Source organism: Mesorhizobium temperatum (assembly GCF_002284575.1).
In the GTDB taxonomy this organism is placed as follows: domain Bacteria; phylum Pseudomonadota; class Alphaproteobacteria; order Rhizobiales; family Rhizobiaceae; genus Mesorhizobium; species Mesorhizobium temperatum.
Map to the genome: position 1 here is coordinate 214,442 of NZ_NPKJ01000022.1, position 18,033 is coordinate 232,474.

At 60.8% G+C, this 18,033-nt stretch carries 18 protein-coding genes; 10 read left to right on the top strand and 8 right to left on the bottom strand.

Features of this window, described 5'->3' with window-relative positions:
- Nucleotides 1–25: 25 nt before the first annotated feature.
- Entirely contained in the window at nt 26–1,126 is a 1,101-nt protein-coding gene (locus tag CIT26_RS06900; RefSeq protein WP_095491862.1) for a branched-chain amino acid ABC transporter substrate-binding protein, read from the bottom strand.
- Between the two features lie 186 nt (nt 1,127–1,312).
- Between CIT26_RS06900 and ku (CIT26_RS06905) the strand changes: the two genes are divergently transcribed.
- Both ku (CIT26_RS06905) and CIT26_RS06910 read left to right on the top strand, forming a co-directional pair.
- Entirely contained in the window at nt 1,313–2,116 is an 804-nt protein-coding gene (gene ku / locus CIT26_RS06905; protein ID WP_095491914.1) for a non-homologous end joining protein Ku, read from the top strand.
- Between the two features lie 42 nt (nt 2,117–2,158).
- The gene (locus CIT26_RS06910) at nt 2,159–3,172 is read left to right on the top strand and encodes an ATP-dependent DNA ligase (protein ID WP_095491863.1); all 1,014 of its coding nucleotides are present in this window, start codon (nt 2,159–2,161) and stop codon (nt 3,170–3,172) included.
- A 33-nt stretch (nt 3,173–3,205) separates the two neighbouring features.
- Here the strand turns inward: CIT26_RS06910 and ligD are convergent, their stop codons facing one another.
- Together ligD and ku (CIT26_RS06920) are read right to left on the bottom strand one after the other, a co-directional pair.
- The gene (gene ligD / locus CIT26_RS06915; RefSeq protein ID WP_095491864.1) at nt 3,206–5,752 is read right to left on the bottom strand and encodes a DNA ligase D; all 2,547 of its coding nucleotides are present in this window, start codon (nt 5,750–5,752) and stop codon (nt 3,206–3,208) included.
- 3 nt (nt 5,753–5,755) lie between these two features.
- A complete protein-coding gene (gene ku, locus CIT26_RS06920; RefSeq protein ID WP_095491865.1) occupies nt 5,756–6,625 on the bottom strand; it encodes a non-homologous end joining protein Ku in 870 nt (289 codons plus the stop codon).
- A 146-nt stretch (nt 6,626–6,771) separates the two neighbouring features.
- On the opposite strand from ku (CIT26_RS06920), the gene CIT26_RS06925 reads away from it, so the two are divergent.
- Nucleotides 6,772–7,011, top strand: coding sequence for a hypothetical protein (locus CIT26_RS06925; protein ID WP_245319212.1), 240 nt, complete (start codon nt 6,772–6,774; stop codon nt 7,009–7,011).
- 60 nt (nt 7,012–7,071) lie between these two features.
- Here the strand turns inward: CIT26_RS06925 and CIT26_RS38455 are convergent, their stop codons facing one another.
- The gene (locus CIT26_RS38455) at nt 7,072–7,449 is read right to left on the bottom strand and encodes a KTSC domain-containing protein (RefSeq protein WP_342586993.1); all 378 of its coding nucleotides are present in this window, start codon (nt 7,447–7,449) and stop codon (nt 7,072–7,074) included.
- Here CIT26_RS38455 and CIT26_RS06935 point away from each other — a divergent pair.
- The 4 genes from CIT26_RS06935 (at nt 7,443) to CIT26_RS06950 (ending at nt 10,720) form a co-directional block, all read left to right on the top strand.
- The gene (locus CIT26_RS06935; protein ID WP_095491916.1) at nt 7,443–8,075 is read left to right on the top strand and encodes an alpha-ketoglutarate-dependent dioxygenase AlkB; all 633 of its coding nucleotides are present in this window, start codon (nt 7,443–7,445) and stop codon (nt 8,073–8,075) included. The genes CIT26_RS38455 and CIT26_RS06935 overlap by 7 nt on opposite strands.
- Nucleotides 8,072–8,509: a GFA family protein gene (locus CIT26_RS06940; protein ID WP_095491867.1), complete on the top strand. Its 438-nt coding sequence runs from the start codon at nt 8,072–8,074 to the stop codon at nt 8,507–8,509. The genes CIT26_RS06935 and CIT26_RS06940 overlap by 4 nt, the downstream gene beginning before the upstream one ends.
- 96 nt (nt 8,510–8,605) lie before the next feature.
- Nucleotides 8,606–9,304 carry an MgtC/SapB family protein gene (locus CIT26_RS06945; RefSeq protein WP_095491868.1) on the top strand — a complete coding sequence of 233 codons (699 nt, stop codon included), beginning with the start codon at nt 8,606–8,608 and terminating at the stop codon, nt 9,302–9,304.
- Between the two features lie 141 nt (nt 9,305–9,445).
- Nucleotides 9,446–10,720: a DUF763 domain-containing protein gene (locus tag CIT26_RS06950; RefSeq protein ID WP_095491869.1), complete on the top strand. Its 1,275-nt coding sequence runs from the start codon at nt 9,446–9,448 to the stop codon at nt 10,718–10,720.
- Nucleotides 10,721–10,768: 48 nt separating this feature from the next.
- Here the strand turns inward: CIT26_RS06950 and CIT26_RS06955 are convergent, their stop codons facing one another.
- Nucleotides 10,769–11,212: a PPC domain-containing DNA-binding protein gene (locus tag CIT26_RS06955; protein ID WP_095491870.1), complete on the bottom strand. Its 444-nt coding sequence runs from the start codon at nt 11,210–11,212 to the stop codon at nt 10,769–10,771.
- Between the two features lie 98 nt (nt 11,213–11,310).
- On the bottom strand, nt 11,311–12,282 hold the full coding sequence (locus CIT26_RS06960; protein ID WP_095491871.1) for an SDR family oxidoreductase: 972 nt from the start codon (nt 12,280–12,282) through the stop codon (nt 11,311–11,313).
- A gap of 173 nt (nt 12,283–12,455) precedes the next feature.
- Between CIT26_RS06960 and CIT26_RS35675 the strand changes: the two genes are divergently transcribed.
- Both CIT26_RS35675 and CIT26_RS06965 read left to right on the top strand, forming a co-directional pair.
- A complete protein-coding gene (locus tag CIT26_RS35675; RefSeq protein ID WP_143747797.1) occupies nt 12,456–12,689 on the top strand; it encodes a hypothetical protein in 234 nt (77 codons plus the stop codon).
- The gene (locus CIT26_RS06965) at nt 12,682–14,214 is read left to right on the top strand and encodes an FAD-dependent oxidoreductase (RefSeq protein ID WP_095491872.1); all 1,533 of its coding nucleotides are present in this window, start codon (nt 12,682–12,684) and stop codon (nt 14,212–14,214) included. The genes CIT26_RS35675 and CIT26_RS06965 overlap by 8 nt, the downstream gene beginning before the upstream one ends.
- A 37-nt stretch (nt 14,215–14,251) precedes the next feature.
- On the opposite strand, the gene CIT26_RS06970 is transcribed toward CIT26_RS06965, so the two are convergent.
- Complete coding sequence (locus CIT26_RS06970; protein ID WP_095491873.1) at nt 14,252–15,022, bottom strand: TIGR01458 family HAD-type hydrolase; 771 nt, start codon at nt 15,020–15,022, stop codon at nt 14,252–14,254.
- A 498-nt stretch (nt 15,023–15,520) separates the two neighbouring features.
- Entirely contained in the window at nt 15,521–15,913 is a 393-nt protein-coding gene (locus CIT26_RS06980; protein WP_095491875.1) for a hypothetical protein, read from the bottom strand.
- A 250-nt stretch (nt 15,914–16,163) separates the two neighbouring features.
- Here CIT26_RS06980 and CIT26_RS06985 point away from each other — a divergent pair, with 250 nt between their 5' ends.
- The gene (locus tag CIT26_RS06985) at nt 16,164–17,375 is read left to right on the top strand and encodes an acyltransferase family protein (protein WP_095491876.1); all 1,212 of its coding nucleotides are present in this window, start codon (nt 16,164–16,166) and stop codon (nt 17,373–17,375) included.
- Nucleotides 17,376–18,033 lie beyond the last annotated feature (658 nt).

Sequence of the window (18,033 nt, forward strand, 5' to 3'; positions counted from 1 at the left end):
CGCCGCGGCCCTCGTGAGGCCACAGCTATCCGACCCTTTGCATCTGCGGGATTTCGGCAACCTGTCGAAATCGGCCATTTTCCACGACATTGAGTGCCGTGACGGCGGCCAAATTGTCGCCTTTTTCGTCCCACTGCACGGGATCGCTATAGGCAATGCCTTGGAAGCGGAGCTTCCGCATCGCTGTCAGAACGTCGCGCCGGCTCGGATTTCCCTTGGATTCAGCGATCGCGTTTTTGATTGCAGCGATCAGCACACGGGCTGAATCGTAGGAGTTCACGGCATAGTTGCCGATCGGTCCGAACACCGCCGCATAGCGCCCGGCGAAATCGCTTGAACCAGCGACTTTACCCAGTTCGGGCGTGGCGGACAGCACAAGAACGCCTTCGCCCAATGTCGCGGTTTCTCCCGCAGGCTCAAGGAAATTCACCGCGTCCCAACAGCCGTCGCCGCTGGCGAAAAGCTGGCCGAGACCTGCACGGCGCATCGCGCGCAGGATGAAAGCACCCTCGAAGCTGCCGCCGTAGAACAGCAGATCGAAATCGGCCCGCAGAGATGCGACCAGGGGGTCAAAATCGCGGCTCCCTTCGCGAACCGTCCGCCGCTCTGCGATACGTCCCCCAAGCGACAGAAATGCCCGCGAGAACGCGATGCCCATGCTGTGGCCATACATCGTTTCAGTTTCGACCAGGACGGCGCGGCGCTTGCCCGTGACGTCGTAGAGATGACGGGCAATGGCTGCCCCGGTCTGGTCGTCGCGATTGGTGAAGCGAAAGACATTCGGCAGCGAGCGCTCGGTGAGCGCCGTGTCGGAAGCGATCGGCGTGATCATCGCGAGGTCGTTGGCGGCATAAATCTCCGCCGCGGCGATGGTGACATTGCTGTTGTAGTGGCCAACGACGCCAAGCAGATCCGGCCGGTTGCAAAAGTCGTCCGCGACTTGCCGTCCGGTCTCGACCTTTCCCTGATCGTCCGCACCCTCAACCATGACGGGAAAGCCTGCAATGCCACCGTCGGCGTTCTGCTCCTCGACCGCGAGCTCGATCGCCTGCTTCATCTCGGCGCCAAGCGCTGCCGCATTTCCCGATAATGGCGCGCCAATTGCGATCCGGATCGCTTCCGACATTGAAATGGTCCTTGCTGCCGCCGGGCTGTTTGTCTGTCCCGAACTGCGCTTGCGCTGATCGGTTCCGTCTCGAACCGGAAAAATGATGGATTCTTACTGGCGAGCCTGGGGCGCGCGAAAAAAATGCTGCTGGAACAATCGATCACCTTGGTGCGTTCGACTGTTTTACTCCTGTCGGGGTCCTCGATGGCGCCACGTCCTTTCTGGAAAGGCTATCTGAAGCTTTCGCTGGTGACCTGTCCGGTCGCGATGACGCCCGCTACCACCGAGAGCGAAAAGGTCCGGTTCCGTACGCTGAATCGCAAGAGCGGGCATCGGGTCGTCAGCCAATATGTCGATGCCGTCAGCGGCAAGCCAGTTGGTGAAGACGACGAGGTGAAGGGATATCAGCGCGGCGAGGACGAATACGTCCTGCTCGAGGACGATGAGATCGACGCAGTTGCGCTGGAGAGCACGCGTACCATCGATATCGACATGTTTGTCGATGCCGACAGCATCGGCTGGATCTGGTACGACAAGCCCCACTATCTCACCCCTGACGACCCGGTCGGGGAGGAGGCATTCTCGGTCATTCGCGACGCGATGAAATCGACAGGGACAGTCGGAATATCGCGACTGGTCATGTACCGCCGCGAGCGCGCCGTCATGCTTGAACCACGAGGCAAGGGCATCGTGCTGTGGACACTGCGCTATGGCGACGAGGTTCGCGATCCTGAGGATTATTTCGGCAAGATCGAAGACGTCAAACCCGACCCGAAACTGATGGATATGGTCTCGACCCTGATCGATGAGCGAACCAGGCAGTGGGATCCCGCCATGACCGGAGATCCGGTCCAGGCGCGGCTGCTCGAGATCATTGCCTCGAAGAAGAAGGGCAAGAAGGGTCCGGCCAAGGCGAAGGCCAAGGCCGAGCAACCGCCCAGCAACGTGATCAACATCATGGATGCACTGCGCAAGAGCATCGGCTCGGAGGCCGGAAAGCGGAAATAGGCGCTTGGGAGCAGGCTTGGTCGGGAGGACAAAGGCAGCACAATGAAGGTCATCCCCCGCGACGGCGGCTTCGCCCTGCCGCTCGACACGCCTCCTATGGAAGCCAAGGCGGCTGATGCGATTCCCGAAGGAGTTGGATGGCAATACGAGCGCAAATGGGATGGTTTTCGCTGCCTGGCATTCCGGCAGGGTGACGCGGTGGAGTTGCGCGCCAAGTCAGGCAAGCCGCTCGGACGGTATTTTCCCGAACTCGTCGCGGCACTGAGGGAACTGCCGTCGTCCCGCTTTGTCGTCGACGGCGAAATCGTCATCTCGGTCGACGGCAAGCTGTCGTTCGACGCTCTCCAGATGCGACTTCATCCGGCCGAGAGCAGGATCCACAAGCTGTCCGCGGAAACCCCGGCGCACATCGTCCTGTTCGACATGCTCTGCGACGAGCACGGAACCGTCCTGTTGGCCCGGACACTGGAAGAACGACGAGCGATCCTTGAGGCTTTCGTCACTTCGGCAGAGCGCAAGAACATTGTTCTCTCGCACTGCACGCGCGATATGAAGGAAGCCCGCTCCTGGTTAGGGGATGCCGGACATGGCGAGACGGACGGCGTGGTCGCCAAGCGGCTGGACGATCCATACCAGCCGGGCGTGCGCGCGATGGTGAAGGTAAAGCGGCTGCGATCGGCCGATTGCGTGGTCGGCGGCTTTCGCTATCTCAGCAACAGCCGGCAGGTCGGTTCATTGTTGCTGGGTCTGTACAATGAGGCCGGCAAGCTCGATCACGTCGGCTTCACCTCGACCATTGCCAAGGACGATAGGGCCGAGCTTACCCGCAAACTCGAAGCGATGCGACAGCCACCCGGATTTACCGGAAAGGCACCGGGCGGGCCGAGCCGCTGGAGCACCGAGCGCAGCGGCGACTGGGAGCCGGTCCGGCCCGAATTGGTGGTCGAAGTACGCTTCGATCACGTCACCGGCGACCGTTTCCGGCATGGCACCAAGTTCCTGCGCTGGCGGCCGGACAAGGCACCGGAGCAATGCACGTTCGAGCAGATCGCCTGATTATTCCGATGCATGCACCTCGTAAAGCCGTCCTCAAGCCGCTTTCTCTCGCCGGTTTGCACGGTCTTCGATCGGCACTGCGGCGGCACGGAAATCCTGCCAGGGATCCGACGATAGCGAGGCAAGCCGGGTCGGCGTGTTCTCTACGGTAAAATAGGCCGGTCCGATGCCGGGGCCGAGTTCGTCCCAGGCAAGCGGCATCGACACCGCCGCACCGGGTCGTGCTCTTGTCGAATAGGGTGCGACTGCGGTCGCACCGCGCTGGTTGCGCAGATAGTCGACGAGAATTTTTCCGCGCCGTTTGGATTTAGTGATGGTCGAGACGTAGCGGCCGGGGCTGTCGGCGGCCATGGAGTCTGCTATCGCCTTGGTAAAGGCTTTCGCCGCCGGCCACTCGGCCTTCGGCTTCAATGGCGCCACGACGTGCAGACCCTTGCCGCCTGATGTCTTGATGAAGGGGGCCAGCCCCGCATCCTTCAGCCGGTCACGGGTTTCGACGGCGGCTTCGATCACCGCCTCCCAGGTAACGCCCTCGCCGGGATCGAGGTCCATGATAATCGTGTCCGGACGCTCCCAATCGCTCACCATCGAACCCCAGGGGTGGATCTCCAGCGCCGCCGACTGGACGAGACCGATCAGCCCATCGAGATCATTGATGCTGATCAGCCGCTCGTCGGGCGGATCTTTGGGGTCATGGACCAGCACGATGTTGGGGTTGAGACCCTTCCAAGCGTGCTTCTGGAAGAACCGCTCACCCGAAATACCGCTGGGGCATCGCAGCAATGCCAGTGCGCGGCCGACGAGATAGGGCGATGCATAGCGCCAGACCTCGGTATAATAGTCGGCGAGACCTTCCTTGGTCACGCCCTGGTCCGGCCAGTAGAGGCGATCGGGATGGGTGAGCTTGACGGTCCGGCGCTGAGGTTTCGCTGCTGCCTTGGTCTTCGGTGTTTCTCGCACGATCTCTTTCGCCGGCTTGTCTTCGCGCAACCCGCGAAACGAGGCGTGGCGCAGATTGCCGTCGGCGGTCCAGGCGCGGAACTCGATTTCGGCGACGAGTTCCGGCCTGACATAGCGGACTTGCCGAGCCTCCTCTGCGCTCAGCCGATCGTCGAACGGGCTCGATGGAATGCGTATCCGCTCGAGCTTCTTGAAGAGGCTCTGGGCCACCGCTGCCGTGTAGCCGGTGCCGACGCGCCCGACATGATGGAGCTTGCCGTCGTCATAGACACCCAGGACAAGCGACCCGATCGCATTGCGCGAGGTTGTCGAGGGAACATAGCCGGCCACGACAAATTCCTGCCGCGCCGAGCATTTCGACTTCACCCAGTTCTTGCTGCGGCCCGAGCGGTAAGGCGCATCGCGAAGCTTGGAGACGACGCCTTCCAGGCTCAGCCGACAGGCGTGTCTCAGGACAAGGGCGCCATCCTCCTCAAAATGTCCGCTGTAGCTGATGATGCCGTTATCGCCGCCGATGATCTTTTCCAGCAGTTCCTTGCGCTGGATCAACGCAACGTCGCGCAGATCGTATCCATCGAGATGGAGCAGATCGAAAACGTACAGGCGAAAGCGGTCACTGCGGCCCTCGCTGAGATCGGCTTGCAGCTCGGAGAAATCCGACGCGCCGGCGGATGTCTCGACCACGAGTTCACCATCAATCAGCGCCGTCCCGACAGGGAGATCGGCCAGCGCCGAAACGATCGCCTTTCCGAATTTCTTCGTCCAGTCGAGACCGCTCCGCGTCAACAGTTTGACGCGGCCGGCTTCAACCCTGGCCTGCAGCCGGTAGCCGTCGAATTTGATCTCGTGCAGCCAGCGCTCGCCGGACGGCGCGGACGAGACCAGGGTCGCCAGCGTCGGCTCGACGAAATCGGGGAGCGCTGCCTTCTTGGCACCCTTGATCTTTGACGGTTCGGGAACGCTTACGGTGGCAGGCTGCTCTTCTGGTTGAGTTGCCCGCGTGCGGCCGCCGCGGCGCTTGCCAATGCGCCCCGTCTTGGACGACCAGCCGGGCTCTTCGCCGGCGACATCCTCGAGCTTGCGGCCGGTCGCAATGGATTCCGGCCGCTCGTCCAGAATGTCGGGGTCGTCTTCCGTGCGCGCGGCGTCATCGTCACCCTTGATCAGCAGCCAGTTCTCGCGCTTCTCCCGCGGCTTTCCGGCCATCCTGACAAGGTGCCAGCGGCCGCCCAGCTTCTCGCCGTGAAGTTCGAAATCGAGATGGCCTTTCGCATAGCCGCGATGCGCGTCGCCGATTGGCGTCCAGGTGCCTCTGTCCCACAGAATAACGGTGCCGCCGCCATATTCGCCCTTCGGAATGGTGCCTTCGAAACCGCCATATTCCAAAGGATGGTCCTCGACATGGACGGCAAGGCGCTTCTCGCCGGGGATCAGGCTCGGCCCTTTTGTGACGGCCCAGCTCTTCAGGACGCCGTCCACTTCCAAACGAAAATCATAGTGGAGCCGCCTCGCATCATGCTTCTGTATGACGAAGCTGTTCCCGGTCCTCGGCGCCTTGCGGCCCTGCGGCTCCGGGGTGACGGAAAAATCGCGCTTCTTGCGGTAGGTCTCGAGCGCCATCGGTCAGCCGGCTTTCCGACGCGGCGCCGTCTCCTTCGCCTTCGCGTGGCGCGCCGGCTTTGATTTTGCCGCGGGCTTTCTTGTCGAAGGCTGCTTGCCGCCAACGCCGGCACTCTGGCGCAGCGCATCCATAAGATCGACGACCTTCTCCCGCTTGGCCGGCTTCGGAATGGCGATCTTCTTGCCTTCGAGCTTTGCCTTCACAAGCTCGGCCAGGGCCGCCTCATAACGGTCGTCGAATTTGGTCGGATCGAATTTGCCCTTCTTGGTCTTGATGATGTGTTCGGCCAGTTCGAGCATCTCGCCTTCGATCTTCATGTCTGGGATGTCGTCGAAGGCCTCCTCCGCCGAGCGTACTTCGTAGTCGAAGTTCAGCGTCGTTGCGACCAGGCCTTCGTCATAGGCGCGGATGAGCAGGGTCCGGACGCGCCGGAACAGGACGGTCTGGGCGATGGCGGCGACCTTCTTCCTGCGCATGCCCTCGCGGATCAGCCCAAACGCTTCTTCCGCGTGTTTGTCCGGCGGGGCCAGGTAATACGGCTTGTCGAAATACACGTCGTCGACATCGGAACAGCCGATGAAGGCCGAGACCGACAGCGTCTTGTCGCTCTCGGGGACAGCGGCTGCGACCTCATCCGGTTCGAGCACGACGTACTCACCCGAGCTGATCTCATAGCCTTTGACCTGATCGTCCTTCTCGACCGGTTTGCCGCTATCGCTGTCGACGAAGGCGCGATGCACCCTATGGCCCGTCGTGCGGTTTATCGTGTGGAAGGCGATCCGCTCGGAGGTCGAGGCTGCCGTATAGAGCGCGACCGGACAGCTAAGTTCTCCAATTTTCAGGAAGCCCTTCCAATTTGCTCTCGGCGCCAAGACAACAGCCTCACTGTCACAAGCATTGCACTGGAAATGCAACGTGGCGGCGCGCAGATTTGTTCCTTTGGCGCCTACACGGCGAGGATCAGAAGGCCTGGCCCACAGCCGAACCATTCCGCTGCAACCAAATTCACGACCCGCCGTTGTCGAGCACGATGGGAGCGGTTGGCCATGACGGGATCATTATTGACGAGACTATCGTTTTGTCGGCTCTGGCTTTAGCGGGTTGCAGCAACGAGGCCGAACCGACACAGGGCAACACCAGCAGCACTGAACCGACACAGAACAACACCAACACCGTCCGAAATCCCGAGGTCGACAAGGATCCGACGCCCAAGACGACCACGGGCGGCGATCAACCTGGAACGCCGCCGGCGCAATGAGGGATCGGCCGGCCGACCGGATTCTCCCGGATGCATTACGCGCGACAAGGGCAAAAGATCTCACCCCGACTGGCTCTGCTCGACCAGATGATAGCTATACCGGTCTCGGATGAAAGCGTTGAAGAACCGGCCTTTTGACGAGGCGTTGCGGAATGCAGCGTAGGTCTGCGGCGGCACGTCGTCGTAATCGTAGCGATTTCCGCTTGGGACAAACCATACGGAGAGGGTCCTTGTCGCCGGATCGTAATTCATACGTTGGATAGCAGCTGAAGGCATTTCCCAACACTCGACCCCAGCACTCGACGCGTCTGGGCAATAACCCACCCCGGCAAGCCAGGTTCCGTCTCGCCCGAGATATGGAGGCGGTGATCCGGCCGGCTCGACGCCTCCAAGACCTTGCCGCCGCCGGCCGGCTTCACCAATTACGGTTGATGCCATCGCTCAAAACCAAGCAGCCGGAATTCGCTGGGCAAGGCGACCTGTTTCGCGCGCCCAACGATCTGCCGGAAGGATTTCACTACCAGCCGGAGCTGATCACGGCGGAGGAAGAGGCCGAGCTGGTGCGGCAGCTCGAAAGTCTCGCCTTCCAGCCTTTCGACTTTCATGGCCATCTCGCAAACCGGCGCGTCGCCGGTTTTGGCCTTCGCTACGATTTTGACCGACGCAAAGTCGTCGAGGCGCCGGCGATCCCTGCTTTTCTGATGCCGCTCAAAGACAAGGTGGCGGCATTTGCGCGGCTGCCCGCCGATGCTTTCGTGCAAGTTTTGATCAACGAGTACCGACCCGGCGCGGGTATCGGCTGGCATCGCGACAAGCCGCATTTCGATGTCGTGGCCGGCGTTTCTCTTCTTGCACCATGCAGCTTTCGGCTCCGCCGGAAGAACGGCACGAGATGGGATCGCCAGACCATCATCGTCGAGCCAAGGTCGGCTTACCTGATGACGGGACCGGCGCGCACCGAATGGCAGCACAGCATCCCGCCGGTTGTCGAGCATCGCTATTCGATTACCCTGCGGACCCTGAGGCCGAAACGGTCGCTTCGGTCAGAAGTGGTGGTTCGATGACCAGGATCGAGACCGGCTCCTGTTTTTGCGGTTCGATAACGGCTGAGATGGATGGCGACCCGTTTTGGATTTGCTCCGATCACGATGACGATTGCCGCAAGGCGATAGGGAGCCCGCTGACCGTCTGGGTCGGCTATCGACCGACCCAATTCAGACTGCTGACCGGCACGCCGAAAACGTTCTCAAGGACCCGAGGTGTGCTCCGCACCTTCTGCGCCGATTGCGGCACATCCATAGCCTATCTCGACCAAGGGCTTCCGGAAGAACTCTATGTGACGATCGGCTTCTTCGACCACCCCGAACGCTTTGCGCCGCAGGCCCATGCCTATTGGGATATGAAGCTGCCGTGGGTGGAATTTCGTGACGATCTGCCGCGTGTGGGAAGATATTCAAGACGGCGCGATCCGGCAGTCGGAAATCCAGCCGATCGGTAACCGGCAAAACGCCGCCGATGGAACCCGAATGGCCCTAGCCGAATTGAATTGCGATCAGTTCGTAATCCAAACACCAGCGGCGATCAGGGTTTACCGATGTCTCTTATTCCGGTTTGGCAAGACATCGCGGCACGCCTGCTTCTGACCGTGCTCGCCGGTTCATTGATTGGCCTCGACCGGGAGGCGCGCGGACAGGCGGCCGGCCTCAGGACAACCATCCTGGTCGGGCTGGCCGCCGCGATCGCAATGACACAGGCCACCATTCTGCTGGAGGTTGGCGGCAAAGCTCCGAATTCCTTCGTCCGTATGGACGTTCTTCGCTTTCCCCTGGGCGTGTTGACAGGCGTCGGCTTCATCGGTGGCGGCGCCATTCTTCGCCGGGGCAGTCTTGTCAGCGGTGTCACTACAGCAGCCACGTTGTGGATGATGACGATGATCGGATTGGCTTTCGGGGGTGGCCAATACGCCTTGGGCGCAGCCGGGACGGCGCTGACGCTAATCATTCTGCTCGTGTTGAAATGGGTCGATCTGGTGATACCGCGCGAACACCACGCCGTGTTGGCGCTCACCTGGAAGGCGGCGGATCATGACGACCTCGACGCGATCATCGGGCCCTCCGGTTATCGAGCGCGCCTGGTTGGAATGGAGCGGCGCCCAGATCGCGACAGCCCCGTGGTGTCGTTCGACATCAGCTGGAGGCGGTCTGACAAGGGACCGCCGCCGACGGATTTATTGACACTGGTAGGTGAGCATTGCGAAATCGAGAAGTTTAATCTCGTCAGCGAATCTACCTGATAACCGCTACACTGATTGCCAAGCGGGCCTGGCACCAAGCAGGCAGCATCGGCAGCTCGAAACGGGCATCATCGCTTCTTCACCCCGCTTTCGATACCTATCTGTTGAGCGCAGGCATAGATCGGCAACAGGCGGCAAGATTTGGCACAACGATCGGGAAGCGCAGACCTTCCACTTCACGGCGGACGCGTGCCGAAATGGCTCGGCGACCGTATGACGCGTCTTGGCGCGGTCATGTGCGAGGCGATCATTCACCACTACGGTCGCGAGGAGCTGCTGCGCCGGTTGGCGCATCCCTTCTGGTTCCAGTCGTTTGGCGCCGTCATGGGAATGGACTGGCATTCATCCGGCATCACGACCAGCGTCATCGGCGCCCTGAAACGTGGTTTGACTCCGCTCTCCGGCGAACTCGGTATTCACGTGTGCGGCGGCCGCGGCGCCCATTCACGCAAGACCCCGCACGAGCTTGCCGTCATCGGCGAGCGCGTCGGCCTCGACGGAACAGGCCTGGCAACGGCCAGCCGGCTCGTCGCCAAGGTTGACAGCGCCGCCGTTCAGGACGGCTTCGATCTTTATTTGCATGGCTTCATCGTGACCGACAACGGCGACTGGGTCGTGGTGCAGCAGGGCATGAACGGCGACAGCAAAGTGGCGCGCCGCTATCACTGGCTGTCCGAAGGCCTGAAGAGTTTCGTCAACCAGCCGCATGCCGCCATCGAGGGCGCCAACCAGGGCGAGATCGTCAACCTGACCGACCACCGCGCCGACGCGTCGCGCAAGGGGCAGCTGGAGCTGCTGCAGGACCTCGGACCGGATCGCATCCTGAGGGAATTCGCCGCGCTCGAGCGTGACGTGACTACGGAACCGGAGCCCGAGCAGCCGATGCTGCCACACCTGGTCATGCCGGCGCACCACGATGTTCGCGAAAGCGATGTCGTCATGCGCCGTCTTCATGGCAACATGGCTGCAGCTGCCGAGCGTGGCCCCGCCGATTTCTCCGAACTTCTCCTGGTCCCCGGCGTCGGTGCGCGCACGGTGCGGGCGCTGGCGCTGGTCGCCGAGGTTCTGCATGGCGCGCCATGCCGGTTTTCCGATCCCGGCCGCTTCTCGCTGGCGCATGGCGGCAAGGACAGGCATCCATTCCCTGTGCCGCTGAAGGTCTATGACGAGACGATCGGCGTGCTGAAGTCGGCCGTCCACAAAGCCAGGCTCGGACGCGACGAAGAAATCGGCGCCTTGAAGCGGCTCGACGACCAGTCACGGCAGGTCGAACGCTATGTCACAGGTCCCAGCTTGAAAGAAATTGTCGCCGGAGAGTTCGATCAGTCGCATCTGCTCGGCGGTCGCAGCGTGTTCGGCTGGGAGGCCGCACCCGAGGCCCCCGCGGACGTCGAACAAATCAAACAAAAGGGATAATCGGCCCAGATCGCAATTCAGCGGACCTGGCTTGATCCGCGGCCGGCTTCAGGCATCCAGATCGATCAAGGCGACGCCGAGTTCCGGACGCTTCCTGCGGCGCAGGTGGCCGGGCGCTTCCACCAATGTGACTTCGAGTGTCGGCCGAACGATGCCTTCGAGCAGATGTCCGCCCCGCGTGGTGCCATCGCGCAACCCGAGCACCGCGTGAATGTGAAGGCTGGGCTTGCCGTCGTCGCCTATCGCGACATCGCCGATAGCGCTGAGCACCTCGCACTGTTCGCGGACCGGGATTTTGCGAAAGGTCTTTTGCCCAAAGTCGAACCAGCCGACGGTCGACGTTTCGAAGGCGCCGAGCGCAGTCAGCGAGGCGCCGCCAATGTCCTGATCGACTGCGAAAGAGGTAAGCGCCGCGAACGCTTCCTCGCCAGGATCAAGCACCACCACGAATGTCCTTTGTCCGGCGCTTTCGGCGATGAGTTGCGATTTCATGATTTCACTCCAGACGCAAGTCTGCCTTTGCGTTGTGTCTTTCTGCCGATCGGTTTGGCGGCGCTAATTGTGTCGCGCCACCAAATCGGAAATGTAACTTAGTAGCCGCCGATGATCGGCAGTATCTCGCCGGTGATGTAGCTTGAACAATGCGGCGAGGCGAGGAACACATAGGCCGGCGCGATCTCCTCCGGTTGTGCGGGCCGTTTCATTGGCGTGTCCGCGCCAAATTTCGAAACGTCACCGGCTTGCTTGTCCGACGGGTTGAGCGGCGTCCACACCGGGCCCGGCGCCACGCAGTTCACCCGAATTCCCTTTTCGATGAGGTTGCCGGAGAGCGCGCGCGTGAAGGCATGAATGCCGCCCTTGGTCATCGAATAATCGACCAGCTGCCTCGAGCCCTCGATGCCGGTTACGGAGCCGCTGTTGATGATCGCCGAACCGGGCTTCATATGCGGCACGGCCTCCTGCGTCATGTGGAAGTAGCCGTAAAGGTTGGTCTTCAGCGTCGTGTCGAAATGCTCTTCGGTCAGCTCGCTGAAGTCGCTGGAATGGACCTGGAAAGCGGCGTTGTTGACCAGCACGTCGATCCGGCCGAATGCCTTCACCACCTCAGCCACAGCCTTGTGGCAGTGGCGGCGTTCGCTGACGTCGGCCTTGACCAGCATGCAGCGCCGGCCCTCGGCTTCGACGGCCTTCTTCGTCTCTTCGGCATCCTTGTCCTCGCAAAGATAGACGATCGTCACATCCGCGCCTTCGCGCGCATAAAGCACGGCGACGGCTCGGCCGATGCCGGAATCGCCGCCGGTGATGACGGCCACTTTGCCATCGAGTTTTTTCGATCCGATATAGAAGGGCGCGTCATAAAGCGGCGCCGGCTCAATCGCCCATTCGTGCCCCGGCTTCGGCTGATGCTGTTCGGGAAAGGGCGGCTCGGGATATTTGCGTGCTCCGGCCTGCATGGCGCCTTGTTGCTTGCCCTTGCCCCTCGATTTGTCCTTGGCATCGATGCCGCGCTGGATGTGGCGTTGCTTGGCGGCTTCACCGGCGATTTCCGATTTCATCTGCATGGCTGTCTCCTCGGCTTGGAGAACGAACAACGCATGTCCGGCGAAAAAGTTTACGCGACGGCGTCATTCCTTCAGTCCCGCGATGCGCTCGACAACCGACCGTTGCAGCCGCGGCAACGAGTGATGAGCGCCACCTGGTTTCGACAAAGCGCCGATGAGAATCGCCCTTCCAATTGGCAGCAGGCGTCGCAGCGAACCAAAAACGCCAGGAAAATCGACGGCGCGTACTGCCCAACCGGCAACGAATGGCGCGGCCGGACGTTTGGGCACCAGCGGTGTCCGAGAACCTGAAGGCGCGCCAGCCCGGCAGAAGGTATTCCGAGGCTGGTGACCTGAAGATTTCCCGCTTCTCGGCCGTACAGGCGATCTTGTCACTGGATCGCGCCAAGGGAGAGGAAAATGGCTGAAGGTCATACCAAACCAACCGGGCCGGATCTGGTCGAGGGCATCGCGTTATCCGACCTTGCCGATGGCGCAAAGCTCCTCGGCCATTGCGGCGATGAGCAGGTGCTGCTGGTGCGCCGCGGGGCCGAGATCTTCGCCATCGGGGCGACATGCACACATTATGGCGGGCCGCTCGTCGACGGTCTTGTGGTGGGAGACACCGTCCGGTGTCCCTGGCATCACGCGTGCTTCGATTTGCGTACAGGCGAGGCCTTGCGCGCTCCAGCTTTCAGTCCACTCGCTTGCTGGTCGGTGGAACAACGCGATGATTGGATATTCGTGGGCGAGAAGCGCAAACGGACGGCACCCAAGCAGCGCGATGGAGGCTCCGGCCAGGTTCCGGAGAAGATCGTCATTGTCGGTGGCGGCGCGGCCGGTTTCGCGGCGGCAGAAACACTGCGGCGCGAACATTATCAAGGCAGCCTTGTCATGCTCAGCAACGACGAAGCGCCGCCCGTTGATCGGCCCAATCTTTCCAAGGACTACCTCGCCGGCAAAGCACCGGAGGATTGGATTCCGCTGCGCCGAGAAAGCTTCTACTCGAAGAACGATATCGATCTGCGCCTCAATGCGAACGTCGCCAGCATCGATGCACGTTCTGGCGAAGTTGTACTCGCGGACGGGGCCCGGACTGCTTACGACAGGCTGCTGCTTGCGACCGGAGCCGAACCGGTTCGCCTGACCATACCCGGCGCCGACCAACCACATGTTCACACGCTGCGCTCGTTCGCAGATTGCAAGGCGATCATCGAGCGAGCCACGACTGCCCGCCGCGCCGTCGTGCTTGGCGCCAGTTTCATTGGCCTGGAGGTTGCCGCGGCGCTGCGCTCGCGCGCGATCGAAGTTCATGTCGTGGCACCGGAAAAACGGCCCATGGAACGGATCATGGGTCCGCAAATGGGCGACTTCATCCGCGTCCTCCATGAGGAGAATGGTGTCGTATTCCATCTCGAGGACACCGCGAGCAGCATCGAAGGCAGCAAGGTGAAACTCAGCAGTGGCGATACGTTGGTGGCGGATTTCGTGGTCGCCGGCATCGGCGTGCGACCGCGGACAGGGCTTGCCGAAACAGCGGGGCTCATCCTTGACCGCGGTGTCGTAGTAAACGCCTTTTTGGAGACGAGCGCACCAGGCATCTTCGCGGCCGGCGACATTGCGCGGTGGCCAGATCCTCACAGTGGCGAGAACATTCGGGTCGAGCATTGGGTAGTTGCCGAGAGGCAGGGGCGAACCGCGGCCCTCAACATGCTCGGCCATCGCGAGAAATTCGTCGCCGTGCCGTTCTTCTGGAGCCAGCATTACGATGTTCCCATCAACTACGTCGGCCATGCCGTGCAATGGGACGAGATTGCGATCGATGGAGACATCGTTGCCAAGGATTGCCTGCTCCGCTTCAAGCGCGAAGGGCGCCCGCTGGCTGTCGCTTCGATCTTCCGCGACATCGAAAGTCTAGGGGCCGAGGTGGAAATGGAGCGCCAAATCACCTAGCGAAGCGCCCGCTGTACGGCCGGTTCAGCCCGCGCAATCAGTCTCGGCGCGCAATGATCCAGTCGGTTGCCGCCGCGAGATCGGCGACGGTTGCGGTCGGGCGCGGATCAAACCGTTTCTCATCGCCCTGCCGGTATTTGCCTGTCCGCACCAGCAGCGCGCCCGAAAGTCCGGCGCGCAGGGCGCCAGCTATATCGGCCTCGGCGTCGTCGCCGACCATGATCGCCTGATCTGGCGGACAGTCCATGCTTGCCAGCGCCGACAGAAAGAATTCCGGCGAGGGCTTGCCGAGAACGGTTGCGCGTTTCAGGGAGGCAAATTCCAATGCCGCGACGAATGGCCCTGCATCGAGGCTGAGCTCGCCGTCAGCATCCCGAAACGTCCGGTTGGTGGCAAGGGCCAGCAATTCGGCCCCCGCGCTCAGTTCGCGGAACGCGTCATTCAACGCCGCATATGTGAAGGCCTCTCCGGCATCGCCGACGATGACGGCGCGCTTGTCGCGATCCGGCAGGTCGTAAAAATCCGGCGCAAGGCCGGGGTGAACCAACAAGTATGGCGCGCGGCCATTGCGAAGCAGCCATTCGCGTGCAGCGTGCGCCGGCGTGAAAACATCTGCATTGGTAACGGTGAGTCCCATCGCCTCCAGACGTTCGAGAACCCTCTGTTTCGACGAGCGCGTGGTATTGCTTATGAAGCGTATGGCCAAACCGGCCTGACGCAAACGCGCGACGGCGTCGATCCCGCCTGGTATGGCGATCTCGCTATCGTAGATGACGCCTGCGAGGTCCAGCAGTACACCCCTTGTCATCGGCCCAGCATGACCACGAGTCCGCCATGCGTCAAATTCGGAAAAGGCCATTGTTGTTCCTTTTGGATCAGGGCCGGCAGGCGCACTCGATTAACCGCGGTCACTGCCACCATTCGGGGAAGGCCGTGCGGGCGGCTTCGGCCAGCGTCGCGATCTCCCCGTCGGGAACCGTAGGGCCAGAGTCGCGGGCCAAGCGGCGCCCAGCCGCCAGCCGGCGCCATCGCTTTGTCGAGGGTGAATTGCACCGCCGTCAGGCGAAGTGCCAACACCCGCATCAGGCTGATGCCGATCTGGAAGGGCAGGCGCGCGGTCGGCCATCGCGGCCACCAGGTCGCTAAGCCGGTCGACTCCGCAAGCGCAGGAGGCACCTCTTCGCGCCGCAATGAGTGTGGACCCACAGACAACGAGGCCGAACGCGACCCGCAACCGACAACGATCCCTGCCGGGCGGCGGTGAACGGCGACGTTGGGCCCTGTGGGAAATCGCCAGAAGCGATCTTTACAGTTGGCCGCCCAGCCATTCCCGCAAATCGCGGTCTTGCTGACTTTCGGCAATGGGCGGCGAGGGCCGCATCCGGACATACCAGATGGCGGCAAGCACTCCGGCAGCCCACGCGCCGGCGAACACATTCGCAATGAGGTCGATCGGAACCTCCCAAGCCGACCAGAACATTAGCACGGCATCATTTAGGGGCGCGACACCAATTAGGAGTAGAGCGGGTGGAGCCGTAGGAGCAGAGGGAGCGTCACCGCAATCCACCGTCTCAACCAGCTTGCGAGGATGCAGCCAGCCGGCCATGGCCTGGATGGGGCGCTTGCGAATCGGAACAATCGTCGCGGCCAAGATGGCGATGAGCAACAGCCATGCGGCCTTGAAGGCGGCGCGTAGCATTCGCAGTCAATAGCAATGATCGGAGGATCGGTCGCAACGCTACTCAACGTATTAAGGCGCCGAACAATCCATAAGTTATCAAACCTCACCTGGAGAAGGCCAGGCGTAGCAGATCGGTGGATCTGCCGCAGGAAACAGGTCATATCCGACGGTTAATCAATTCGGCTTATGTCCGAATGTAGTAGCAGGTGTACTGACCGTTTCACGATAGTATTCGACCTTGGCCTCTGGCAAGGTTCGGAAACATTATATGGAACGCAATGTCCACTACCACGTCATGGACTTCTTGCGCATTTTTGCAGCGCTTTTGGTGTTACTGAACCATTTCGCGACATTCGCCTGGAGCAGTGCGTCAGTCGCCGAGGGAAGCGATGTCGCCTTCGGTTTTCTGTCGGCGTTTGCCGGTTTGGGTGCTGTAGGGGTCGAAGTTTTTTTCGTAATTTCCGGGTTTGTCATTGCCATGAGCGCCTCAGGCGAAGGGGGGGCGTCGCACGCGCTGCATTTCGCGCGCATGCGCGCTACGCGTATATTGCCCGCCTTGTGGCTGTCCGCGCTCGTCAGCCTGGCCGCACGAGCTCTTTATGGCGAGGATTTTTCCAATCTTTTGATGGATTTTTGCAGATCGGTAACGTTGTCTCCTAAGGGCCCTTATATCGACGGGGTCGTATGGTCTCTCGTCGTTGAGGCCGTATTTTACGTCTTGGTGGCCGCGTCAATTTTGTCGAGGTTTCGTTTATCACTCTACGATCTGGCCAAAATAATAGGGTTTTCCAGTTCGGTATACCTTCTTGTTCTCTCCGGGTTGCACTTGCTGCCGCCGTCCACGCGGCCGGAAGAAGCGATATCAGTGCTATCGCGGTTCCCCTTCAAACTGCTTCTGCTGCAGCACGGCGTTTTTTTTGCTACAGGCATGATCTTCTTTCTTGTCAGGAACGGCGATGATGACCGTAGCAAAATGGGGAACCATGCGTGGAAGGCAGTATTGTTATTGCTTTTTGGCAGTATGAGCACTGTGGAGATCTTTATTTCGATTGAACGCGGTTATGAGTACAAGCTATCAGCAGTGATAATTTGGTTGATCTGCATGTACGCAATGGCAGCAGGAATAAAATATCATGAGTTCGTTAAGCATAATCTTCATAGGCACAACGCATTAGTGAAGTATATTGGAGGAATAAGCTACCCTATATATTTGAATCACTATTCATTTGGCATGATTATCGTATGGTGGTTGTTTTCATTGGGTTTTCCGATGCCCATTGTTTTCGTTCTCTCCATCTTGCTCGTTTTAGGTTTGAGCATGGCCGTTATGTGGTTGGAAAAGAGGATTCAAAACGCCGTCAGGGGAGGGTTCCCTAAATCCGCCGCCAAACGAGATCAAAATGGCGGTTTAGCGTCCCCGATAGGGAATCAGGAAACCGCACGGCTATTGGGTGGTGAGCAGTGGGGACGTAACCGATGAGGTGCGGGCCGACTACATCAACAGCCAGGTCCTGCCCGAGTCAGGCGACATTTTCAGCGTGACCTGAGCTCAGTCCGCCAAGGGTGTACCAATTTGGCGGTGGAGCGTTCACCCTATGGAGCGCAATTAAGGCGGTTGAAGTGCCGCTCGCCCTAAGCGCTGGTTTCCATGATGCGCAAAAGCCGATGCGCCCCCCGTTGCACGGGCTTCGATCGGTGGAGTTGGCACTCCAGACAAACCTTTTTCCGGGTACCTGGCAGGCGGTCTCTTCGCAGTTGCGAGGTAATCGGGGAGTCATAGCTACCGCGAATGAGGTATCCCTTGCCACTGTCGCGGCTGAAACCGAAGACAGTTTGGCTCGAAAGAGGGGCGTCAATCGACCCATTCCGGATCCTGGAACTGCAGCGAAGGTTACTCATCGAGCCGGAGTAGTTCCGAGCGTCTGAACTAGCGCTCTTGCCCGTTGAAACGTCGTCACGGCAAAGAGAAAATCTCGTGCCGTCCCCAGTGGCGAACTGGCGGTCCTGTGAGGCAGCTGACCTACAGCGGCTTGCAGCGTTGCACTTGAGTGAATCGGGGCTGCTCGAGTTGGAGCATTCCGGGGTGTTGCCTGCGAGTGAAATCAGAGGGTTGCATAAGGAAGTGGCACGTTCCGCCC